The organism is Anaerotignum sp., from assembly GCF_017483025.1.
In the GTDB taxonomy this organism is placed as follows: Bacteria; Bacillota; Clostridia; order Lachnospirales; family Anaerotignaceae; genus Anaerotignum_A.
On record NZ_JAFUMA010000103.1, the window covers coordinates 1 to 10,990 of the forward strand.

At 47.6% G+C, this 10,990-nt stretch carries 9 protein-coding genes and 1 riboswitch; of the genes, 2 read left to right on the plus strand and 7 right to left on the minus strand.

The genetic code is table 11. The features are described from left to right. The 7 genes from IJ369_RS08985 to purE all read right to left on the minus strand — a co-directional run. Positions 1-1,655, minus strand: a 1,655-nt coding sequence (locus tag IJ369_RS08985) for an AIR synthase-related protein (RefSeq protein WP_290718288.1), incomplete at its 3' end; no start/stop codon positions are given. 5 nt (positions 1,656-1,660) lie between these two features. Beyond that, positions 1,661-2,923 carry a phosphoribosylamine--glycine ligase gene (gene purD, locus IJ369_RS08990; protein WP_290718290.1) on the minus strand — a complete coding sequence of 421 codons (1,263 nt, stop codon included), beginning with the start codon at positions 2,921-2,923 and terminating at the stop codon, positions 1,661-1,663. A 20-nt stretch (positions 2,924-2,943) separates the two neighbouring features. Next, positions 2,944-4,128, minus strand: coding sequence for a phosphoribosylaminoimidazolecarboxamide formyltransferase (locus tag IJ369_RS08995; protein ID WP_290718292.1), 1,185 nt, complete (start codon positions 4,126-4,128; stop codon positions 2,944-2,946). Positions 4,129-4,147: 19 nt separating this feature from the next. Next, complete coding sequence (locus tag IJ369_RS09000; protein WP_290718294.1) at positions 4,148-4,867, minus strand: IMP cyclohydrolase; 720 nt, start codon at positions 4,865-4,867, stop codon at positions 4,148-4,150. A gap of 5 nt (positions 4,868-4,872) precedes the next feature. Beyond that, positions 4,873-5,493, minus strand: coding sequence for a phosphoribosylglycinamide formyltransferase (gene purN, locus IJ369_RS09005; RefSeq protein ID WP_334298196.1), 621 nt, complete (start codon positions 5,491-5,493; stop codon positions 4,873-4,875). Continuing rightward, positions 5,477-6,514, minus strand: a complete 1,038-nt coding sequence (gene purM / locus IJ369_RS09010) for a phosphoribosylformylglycinamidine cyclo-ligase (RefSeq protein WP_290718298.1) — start codon at positions 6,512-6,514, stop codon at positions 5,477-5,479. Before purM ends, purN begins: the two co-directional genes overlap by 17 nt. A 72-nt stretch (positions 6,515-6,586) precedes the next feature. Then, on the minus strand, positions 6,587-7,081 hold the full coding sequence (gene purE / locus IJ369_RS09015; RefSeq protein ID WP_290718300.1) for a 5-(carboxyamino)imidazole ribonucleotide mutase: 495 nt from the start codon (positions 7,079-7,081) through the stop codon (positions 6,587-6,589). Positions 7,082-7,173: 92 nt separating this feature from the next. Continuing rightward, a riboswitch (ZMP/ZTP riboswitch) is annotated at positions 7,174-7,278 on the minus strand. A 189-nt stretch (positions 7,279-7,467) separates the two neighbouring features. On the opposite strand from purE, the gene IJ369_RS09020 reads away from it, so the two are divergent. Both IJ369_RS09020 and carB read left to right on the plus strand, forming a co-directional pair. Beyond that, entirely contained in the window at positions 7,468-8,730 is a 1,263-nt protein-coding gene (locus IJ369_RS09020) for a dihydroorotase (RefSeq protein WP_290718302.1), read from the plus strand. Positions 8,731-8,854: 124 nt separating this feature from the next. After that, on the plus strand, positions 8,855-10,990 hold a 2,136-nt coding region (carB, locus tag IJ369_RS09025), incomplete at its 3' end, for a carbamoyl-phosphate synthase large subunit (RefSeq protein ID WP_290718304.1).

Below are 10,990 nucleotides of genomic sequence, written 5' to 3' on the forward strand. Positions count from 1 at the left end.
ACGTCTTTTGCAGCAACCACAACTTCCATTCTTTCCTGAGATTCGGAAATAGCCAGTTCTGTACCGTCAAGACCGTCATATTTTTTCGGTACTGCGTTCAGATCGATTTCCAGACCATCTGCCAGTTCACCGATGGCAACGGAAACACCGCCTGCACCAAAGTCATTACAACGTTTGATCAGCTTGGATGCTTCTGCATTTCTGAACAGTCTCTGCAGTTTTCTTTCTTCGGGCGCGTTCCCCTTCTGTACTTCTGCGCCGCAGCTTTCCAGAGATTCTACTGTATGGGATTTGGAGGAGCCTGTCGCACCGCCGCAGCCGTCACGGCCTGTTTTGCCGCCCAGCAGGATTACGATATCACTGTCTTCAGGACGTTCTCTGCGTACGTTTTCCGCAGGAGCCGCTGCGATAACTGCACCGATTTCCATTCTCTTCGCAACATAACCGGGGTGATACAGTTCATCAACCTGACCTGTAGCCAGACCGATCTGGTTACCGTAAGAGCTGTAGCCTGCTGCTGCAGTCTGTACGATGGTTCTCTGAGGCAGTTTGCCGGGAATTGTTTCGGATACGGGTTTCAGAGGGTCAGCTGCACCTGTTACACGCATCGCAGCGTAAACATAGGAACGACCGCTCAGAGGGTCACGGATGGCACCGCCCACGCATGTAGCCGCACCGCCGAAGGGTTCGATTTCTGTAGGATGGTTGTGTGTTTCATTTTTGAACAGCAGCAGCCATTTCTGTGTTTCGCCTTCTACATCAACGTCGATTTTTACTGTACAAGCGTTGATTTCTTCGGATTCATCCAGACCATCCAGTTTGCCTTCTTTTTTCAGGAATTTCGCTGCGATTGTACCAATATCCATCAGGTTGATGGGTTTTGTTCTGCCGATGGCTTCTCTTGTAGCCAGATATTCGTTATACGCATTCTGCAGCAGTTCATCTTCGAATTTGATGCTGTCGATGGTTGTGTTGAATGTTGTATGACGGCAGTGATCAGACCAGTATGTATCGATCATTTTGATTTCTGTGATGGTAGGATCTCTGTCTTCGCTCAGGAAGTAGTTCTGGCATACTTTGATGTCGTCCAGATCCATTGCCAGACCCATGTCTTTCACAAATTTATCCAGACCAGCTTCGTCCAGTTTGATGAAGCCTTCCAGTGTTGCTACTTCTGTGGGGATTTCGTACTGAACATCCAGTGTTTCAAATGTATCCAGTGTTGCCTCTCTGGATTCTACGGGATTGATCAGGAATTTTTTGATTTCTGCTACATCAGCGTCTGTCAGTTCGCCGTACAGAACATATACTTTTGCAGATCTGATCAGGGGTCTGTCCTGTTTGGAAATGATCTGGATACATTCTGCTGCGGAAGCTGCTCTCTGGTCAAACTGACCGGGCAGGAATTCCACTGCAAATGTTACTGCACCGTCTGTGGGCAGTTCTGCCAGCAGATCATCCAGCTGGGGTTCGGAGAATACTGTTTTTGTGCAGTAATCGAACAGGTCTTTATCCAGACCTTCTGCATCGTAACGGTTCAGCAGGCGCAGACCTGTCAGACCTTTGATGCCCAGCAGGTTGTTGATTTTACTTCTCAGGCCATCAGCTTCTGCAGCCAGACCTGCTTTTTTCTCTACATAAATTCTATAAACCATAGTCTTTATACCTCCGCCGCAAGGGCTTTCTTACCGATATCGTTTCTATAGAATGCGTTGTCAAATTTCACTGTTTTCACAGATTCATAGGATTTCGCGATGGCTTCGGGCAGTGTGTCTGCGATTTCTGTCACACCCAGCACACGACCGCCGTTTGTCAGCAACTTGCCGTCGGCTTCCTTTGCACCTGCGATAAAGATGAGACTATCATCTGCAGGCAGTGTGATCTCAAAGCCTTTTTCGTAGCTCTGCGGATAGCCGTTGGAAGCCATGATAACGCAGCAAGCAGCCTTATCGCTGAATTTCACTTCTACTTCTGCCAGTTTTTCTTCTGCAACTGCTTTCATAATTGTCAGCAGATCGCTTTCCAGCAGGGGCAGAACCACCTGTGTTTCAGGGTCACCGAAACGGCAGTTATATTCAATTACCTTAGGGCCATTAGGTGTGATCATCAGACCGAAGAACAAGCAGCCTTTGAATGTACGGCCTTCTGCGTTCATCGCTTCCATGGTGGGAACGAAAATTTTATCCATGCATTCCTGCGCAACTTCTGCTGTGAAATAAGGGTTTGGAGCGATGGTGCCCATGCCACCTGTATTCAGACCTTTGTCGCCATCCAGTGCTCTCTTATGGTCCATCGCAGAAACCATAGGAACCATTGTTTTACCGTCTGTGAAAGCCAGTACGGAAACTTCGGGGCCTGTCATGAATTCTTCGATGACAATGTGGTCACCGCTGGCACCGAATACCTTATCTGCCATCATGGAGCGAACCGCATCCTGGGCCTGTTCCTTTGTTTCGGCGATGATAACGCCTTTGCCCAGCGCCAGACCATCGGCTTTGATGACTGTAGGGATGGGTGCTGTTTCCAGATATGCCAGTGCTTTTTCCATATCATCGAATACTTCATAAGCTGCTGTGGGGATACCGTATTTTTTCATCAGGTTTTTGGAGAAAACCTTACTGCCTTCCAGAATGGCAGCTTTTTTATCGGGACCGAAGCAAGGGATGCCGATTTCATTCAGGGCATCTACCATGCCCAGAACCAGAGGATCATCGGGTGCAACAACTGCGAAATCGATAGCATTTTCTTTCGCGAATGCCACAACGCCTTCGATATCCTTTGCGCCGATATCCACGCATGTTGCATCTTTCGCGATACCGCCGTTACCGGGCAGTGCATACAGTTCGGTTACTTCGGGATTTTCTTTGATTTTCTTGATGATAGCGTGTTCTCTGCCGCCACCACCGATCACCATTACTTTCATTTGTATGTCTCCTCTCGGAATTAGTGGTGGAACAGTCTCATGCCTGTGAATGCCATTGCCATGCCGTGTTTGTTGCAAGTAGCAATAACATTGTCATCACGGATGGAGCCGCCGGGTTCTGCGATATAGCTTACGCCGCTCTTCGCAGCTCTTTCGATGTTATCACCGAAGGGGAAGAATGCGTCAGAGCCCAGAGCAACACCTTTGATTGTAGACAGGTATGCTTTCTTTTCTTCTCTTGTCAGAGGTTCGGGTTTTTCGGAGAACAGTGTCTGCCATGTACCTTCTGCCAGAACATCTTCGTAATCATCGGAAATATAAACATCGATCGTATTATCTCTGTCAGGACGGCCTACTGTAGGCAGGAAAGGCAGGTTCAGAACTTTTTTATGCTGTCTCAGGTGCCAGATATCTGCTTTGTTACCAGCCAGTCTTGTGCAGTGGATTCTGGACTGCTGACCAGCGCCAACGCCGATTGCCTGACCGTCTTTTGCGAAACATACAGAGTTGGACTGTGTATATTTCAGAGTGATCAGAGCAATGATCAGGTCGCGTTTTGCTTCTTCGGGCAGTTCTTTATTTTCTGTTACCACATTATCCAGCAGGGCTTTGTTGATTTCGAAGTTGTTTCTGCCCTGTTCAAATGTTACGCCGTAAACCTGTTTCTTTTCCTGTACAGCAGGAACGTAGTTGGGGTCGATTTTAACGATATTATAGTTGCCGTTTCTCTTGGATTTCAGAATTTCCAGAGCTTCGTCTGTGTAGCCGGGAGCGATGATACCATCGGAAACTTCACGTTTGATCAGTTTTGCTGTTGTCACGTCGCAAACATCGCTCAGTGCGATCCAGTCGCCGAAGGAGGACATTCTGTCTGTACCTCTTGCTCTTGCGTAAGCCAATGCCAGAGGGGAATCGTCCAGACCTTCGATATCATCTACGAAGCATGCTTTTTTCAGAGCATCGCTCATAGGTGTACCAACTGCTGCGGATGTGGGGGAAACGTGTTTGAAGGATGTTGCTGCGGGCATGCCCAGAGCTTCTTTGATTTCCTTTACCAGCTGCCAGCTGTTGAAAGCATCCAGGAAGTTGATGTAGCCGGGTTTGCCGCACAGGATTTCGATGGGCAGTTCCCCGCCGTCTTCCATGAAAATTTTTGCAGGTTTCTGGTTGGGGTTACAACCATATTTCAGTTCAAACTCTTTCATTTTCAATATCCCCTCTCTCTTATTCGTGTTTGTTGATCATTCTGTTTTCCACTGCGCCTGTTTTCAGGTCTACGAAACGAACGTAGATGGAAATTTTGTTATCAGCATTCAGGTTTTCCCAGATTTCTTTCAGCCAAGCGTCGATATCATTGGGAACCACTGTTCTTTCGGGTTCGCCGCAGAATGTAGGCAGGGGATTGCCGTCGCCCATGTATGTATGGATGAAGTGGCCAACACCAGCCAGTGCTTTATAGGAATATGTGAATCTGTTGCATGCTGTTCCTTCTGCATCTGCAGATTTCAGGATGCTCATTTTGTATGTGAAGTCATCATCAGCGAATGTCAGCATACCGCTGATTCTGGGTGTCCAGTTGGGGCCGTCGGGTTCGAATTCTCTTGTTTCCAGAGCATCTTCAAAGGATTTGCCGTCCAGAACGAAATCTCTGATTGTATCTGTCTGGTCGCCGTTTGTTACGATCAGTTTGCCGTCCAGTTTACGAACGGGCGCATAGATAATCAGGGAAGGATCTTCCACTTTGGATTCATCGAAGGGGTAGATCATTACATCTTCGCCTTCTTCTCTGAAGATACGGTTACGGCTGTTTTCGCTTCTGCCCATGATGAAGTAAGCAAATGCTGCCTTTGTGCCGTCTTCTGTTTTACCGATCACGATACCACGACCAACATAGGGGTTATCTTTTACAAGGTCTTTCATTGTGTCTTTTTTATAAACATCCATTATAATTAACCTCTTTCTTTCTGAAGTCTGTTTGCAACTAACTCAACTGCTTTCGGAAGCAGGATCCATTCTGCCTGTTCCATAACTCTTTTCTGCAGAACTTCTGCTGTATCGCCTTCCTGAATTTCCACGGCTTTCTGGAGAATGATCTCGCCGCCATCAGGAATTTCATTTACGTAATGCACGGTAGCACCTGTTACCTTCACGCCATATTCCAACGCCGCTTCATGGACACGCAGACCATAGAAGCCCGCGCCACAGAAGGAGGGAATCAGGGAAGGATGTACATTCACGATGCGTTTGGGATAAGCGGAAGTGAAATTTTCGCTGAGGATAGTCATAAAACCAGCCAGAACGATCATTTCGATGCCCTTTTCCGCCAGAACCCCCTTCACCGCTTCTTCGTAAGCGATCTGGGATTCATAATCTTTTCTTTTTACCACTGCAGAAGGGATATTGTTTTCTGCCGCTCTTGTCAGGGCATAGGCTTTGTCATTGCTTGCCAGCACCAGGGCGATCTCACCGCTGGGGATCTCGCCTCTTTTGGATGCATCGATCAGTGCCTGCAGGTTTGTGCCGCCGCCGGAAACGAATACGGCAATTTTTGTCTTATTCAATGACAACACCTTCTTCAGAAGCAACGATTTCGCCCATGATGTAAGCGTCTTCGCCGTTTGCTTTCAGGATTTCGATTGCTTTTTCCGCATCTTCTTTTGCAACAACAACGCTCATACCAACGCCCATGTTGAATGTGTTGAACATATCTCTTTCGGGGATGTTGCCTTTTTCCATGATCAGGTCGAAGATAGGAGGTGTTTTCAGGCTTGCTTTATTGATTTTCGCACCGAAGCCCTTAGGGATGGATCTGGGGATGTTTTCATAGAAGCCGCCGCCTGTGATGTGGGAAACAGCTTTTACTGTTACTTCTTCAAACAGAGCCAGCATGGGTTTTACATAGATTTTTGTAGGAGCCAGCAGTGCTTCACCGATGGATTTGCCGCCCAGTTTTTCCAGAGGAGTCTTAATGTCTGCGTTTTCCACATCCAGTACACGGCGTACCAGAGAGAAACCGTTGGAGTGAACACCGCTGGAAGGCAGAGCCAGGATCACGTCACCAGCTTTGATTGTTTTGTTGTTCAGAATTTTATCTTTGTCCACAACGCCCACTGCAAAACCAGCCAGATCGTATTCATCTTCGGGATAGAAGCCGGGCATTTCCGCTGTTTCGCCGCCGATCAGGGATGCGCCGGACTGTACACAGCCTTCAGCAACACCGCTAACGATAGCAGCTACCTTTTCGGGGAAGTTTTTGCCTACTGCGATATAATCCAGGAAGAACAGAGGTTTTGCACCAACGCAGATGATATCGTTCACGCACATAGCTACGCAGTCGATACCTACTGTGTCATGCTTGTCCATCAGGAATGCCAGTTTCAGTTTTGTACCAACGCCGTCAGTACCGCTTACCAGAACAGGTTTTGTGATGCCTGTCATATCCAGTTCGAACAGACCGCCGAAGCCGCCGATATCGCCCATCACGCCGGATGTCATTGTTTTAGCAATGTGTGCTTTCATCAGTTCTACTGCCTTGTAACCTGCAGTGATATCAACGCCTGCTGCTTTGTAGCTTTCACTGTAGCTTTTCATTTTGTTTCTCCTCTCTGCGCTCTCGCATACATGGTTATATGAATGATTACCTTTTATAATGTTGTTTTAAAATTACTTTGCGTATTTAGCCTCTAACGCAGCGTTCTTTTCCAGAACCTTTGCTGCCGCTTCCGCTCTTGCTGCATCCAGTTTTGCTGCCAGTTCTGCATCTTCCACAGCTAAAATCTGAATTGCCAGCAGGGCTGCGTTTTCCGCACCATCGATGGCTACTGTCGCCACGGGCAGACCACCAGGCATCTGCACTGTGGAAAGCAGTGCATCCAGGCCATCCAGTGTGGAGGATTTGATGGGGATACCGATCACAGGAAGTGTTGTATTGGCTGCCATGGCGCCTGCCAGATGGGCTGCTTTGCCCGCTGCTGCGATGATGGCACCAAAGCCTTTTTCTCTTGCGCCTTTTGCGAATTCACTTGCTTCTACAGGTGTTCTGTGGGCAGAATACACATGTGCCTCGAAGGGTACACCGAATTTTTCCAGAGTTGCCATTGCTTTTTCCACTACAGGCAGGTCGCTGTCGCTGCCCATAACGATACCGATTTTTTTCATGGGTTGCCTCCTTATGATCGTTTCTTGCATCCTTTTTCCAACAAACAGAAAAGGGCAGTCCTATTCTGCATACATTCTGTATTTACAGAAAACAGGACTGCCCAGACGGTCGACAAAAAGCAGGTTTCAACTGCTTCATAAACAAACTTTTTGCTCCCCTGTGGTCACCCACTTTTCCGTCAGTTACAAAAAGTCTTCATAGATTTACATTTTTAGTCTAACACAAGGAAAATCCGGTGTCAATAAATTCCGCAATTACATCTTATAGTATATCCTTCCCGAATTTTCTCTACATCTTGACAGAGAAGCCCCTTTGTGATATAGTATTGAAGATTTAGAGAAAAATAAATTTTGAACCTGTTTAGCGAACGAAAGGAGAGATCACTTTGAACTATATTTTGACTAATGCAAACGTATTTGTTCAGGGCAATTTCATCAAATCCAACGTATTCATCGCCGACGGTATCATTACTGAAATTTCCAACCGTGCTCCACAGGATGCGTGTCCCGTTTTTGATCTGGACGGTTGCTTTATTTTCCCCGGTTTTATTGATGTTCACGTACATCTGAGAGAGCCGGGCTTTTTTTATAAAGAGACCATCAAAAGCGGCACTCTGGCAGCAGCCCACGGCGGCTATATCGCAGTCTGCTCCATGCCAAATCTGAACCCTGTGCCCGATTGTATGGAAAATCTGGAGGTGCAGCTGAAAGCCATCCGCGAAACAGCCTGCATCGAAGTAGTCCCCTACGGCACGATCACTGTTGGTGAAATGGGCGAAAAGCTGGCTGCTTATGATGAAATCGTTGGTCATATCTGTGCCTTCTCCGATGATGGACGTGGTGTGCAAAATGACGAAATGATGCGCGAAGCCATGAAAAAAATCAGCGGTTACAACAAAATCGTTGCAGCCCACTGCGAAGATAACAGCCTGCTCTTCGGCGGCTACATCCATAAGGGCGAATACGCAGAAAAACATGGCCATAAAGGCATCTGTTCCGAAAGCGAATGGAAACAGATCGAACGCGATCTGCAGCTGGTGAAGGAAACAGGTGTAAAATACCATGTCTGCCACATTTCCACAAAGGAAAGCGTGGAACTGATCCGCAAAGCGAAAGCCGAAGGTCTGGACGTCACATGCGAAACAGCGCCCCACTACCTGACCATGAACGATTCCATGCTGCAGGAAGACGGACGCTTCAAAATGAACCCTCCCATCCGCAGCGAAGAAGACAGAAAAGCCCTCATCGCCGGTATCCTGGATGGTACCATCGACATGATCGCCACAGACCATGCCCCCCACTCTGCCGAAGAAAAGAGCAGAGGTCTGGCTAAGAGCATGATGGGCGTGGTAGGTCTGGAAACAGCCTTCCCCGTGCTTTACACAGAGCTGGTGAAAAAAGGTGTCCTTTCCTTAGAAAAACTCATCGAACTGATGCACACAAATCCCAGAAACCGTTTCGGCGTTGGCACAGCTCTGGAAGTTGGACAGCCTGCCAGCCTGACGGTATATGATCTGGAAAAAGAATACAACATCGACCCCGAAACCTTCCTGACCATGGGCCGTGCAACCCCCTTCGCAGGAAACAAGGTTTGCGGTGCCTGCAAAATGACGATGTATAAAGGCAACATCGTTTGGCAGGACAAGTAATCAAACCAAACAAGCTATATCGTATGGCAAGTAAAGTGATTTCATAAGAAATCCCACCTCTCTCCGTACTCAGATATGTAACTAAATCCATTCACGCATTTACTTACAAGGAGGAAAAATTTTTATGCCAAAGAGAACTGACTTGAAAAAAATCCTGATCATCGGCTCCGGCCCCATCGTTATCGGTCAGGCTGCTGAATTCGACTATGCAGGCACACAGGCTTGCCTGGCCCTGAAAGAAGAAGGCTATGAAGTCGTGCTGGTTAACTCCAACCCCGCTACCATCATGACAGACACAACCATCGCAGACAAAGTGTACATGGAACCCCTGACACTGGAATATATCGCAAAGATCCTGCGCTATGAAAGACCCGACGCTATCGTGCCCGGTATCGGCGGCCAGACAGGCCTGAACCTGGCAATGCAGCTGGCGAAAAAAGGCATCCTGAAAGAATGTCAGGTAGAACTCTTGGGTACATCCATCGACAGTATCGAAAGAGCAGAAGACCGTGAGCTGTTCAAGGAAATGTGCCAGTCCATCGGCGAACCCGTTATCCCTTCCGTGATCACATATTCCGTAGAAGAAGGTATCCAGGCTGCAAATGAGATCGGCTATCCCGTTGTTCTGCGTCCTGCCTTCACACTGGGCGGCACAGGCGGCGGCTTCGCAAACAACGAAGAAGAACTGATCGAAATTATGAAAAATGCGCTGAAACTTTCCCCCGTACATCAGGTACTGGTTGAAAAAAGCGTAAAAGGCTATAAAGAAATCGAATTCGAAGTAATGCGTGACGGTACAGACCACGCCATCACCATCTGCGGTATGGAAAACATCGACCCCGTTGGCGTTCACACAGGCGACTCCATCGTCGTTGCTCCTATCCTGACACTGAATGATCACGACTTCAATATGCTGCGTGATTCCGCTCTGAAGATCATCAAAGAACTGAAAATCGAAGGCGGCTGCAACGTACAGTTCGCACTGAATCCCAATTCTTCCGAATACTACCTGATCGAAGTTAACCCTCGTGTATCCCGTTCCTCCGCTCTGGCTTCCAAAGCAAGCGGTTACCCCATCGCGAGAGTAACAGCGAAGATCGCAGTAGGTATGACTCTGGATGAAATCAAACTGGGCGAAACAACAGCAAACTACGAACCCGCTCTGGATTATATCGTAGCAAAAATGCCTCGTTTCCCCTTCGATAAATTCGCAACAGCTGCAAACACACTGTCCACACAGATGAAAGCAACCGGTGAAGTTATGGGTATCGGCAGAACACTGGAAGAATGTATGCTGAAATCCATCCGTTCTCTGGAAATCGGCGTTTGCCACCTGCATATGCCTAAATTTGACAACATGGCAAATGAAGAAATGCTGGCATACATCGCAACAAGCCCCGATGACAGAATCTATGCCATCGCACAGCTGATCAGAAACGGCGTATCTCTGGATGAAATCTTCGAAGCAACAAAAATCACAAAATATTTCCTGGAATCCTTCCAGAAGATCGTTGATTACGAAACAACACTGTCCGAAAACGTTGGCAACAAAGAAATCCTGTCCGTTGCCAAGAAAATGGGCTTCTCTGATAAATTCATCGCAAAACTGTGGGGCTGGAGCGAAGTTGCAGTATTCGATCTGAGAAAAGAAATGGGCCTGTTCCCCGTTTACAAAATGATCGAAACAAGCGGCTGCGGCGGTTACATCCCCTACTTCTACTCCACATATGAAAAAGAAAATGACTCCAGACTGAGCGATAAGAAGAAGATCATCGTTCTGGGTTCCGGCCCTATCCGTATCGGTCAGGGTGTAGAATTCGACTACTCTACAGTACACGCTGTCACAACAATTAAAGAATTCGGCTACGAATCTATCATCATCAATAACAACCCCGAAACCGTTTCCACAGACTATACAACAAGTGACAAACTGTACTTCGAACCTCTGACAGTAGAAGACGTTATGAACGTTGTTGAACTGGAACAGCCTCTGGGCATCATCGCTTCCCTGGGCGGCCAGACAGCCATCAACCTGGCAGAACCACTGATGGAACGCGGCGTAAAGATCATCGGTACAGATGTAGCAGCCATCGAAAAAGCAGAAAACAGAGATGCTTTCGAACACATCATGCAGGAACTGAATATTCCTCAGCCTAAGGGTCAGGCCGTAACAAATATTGAAGCCGGCGTAAAAGCTGCAGAAGAAATCGGCTATCCCGTACTGGTTCGTCCTTCCTACGTTCTGGGCGGTCGCGCAATG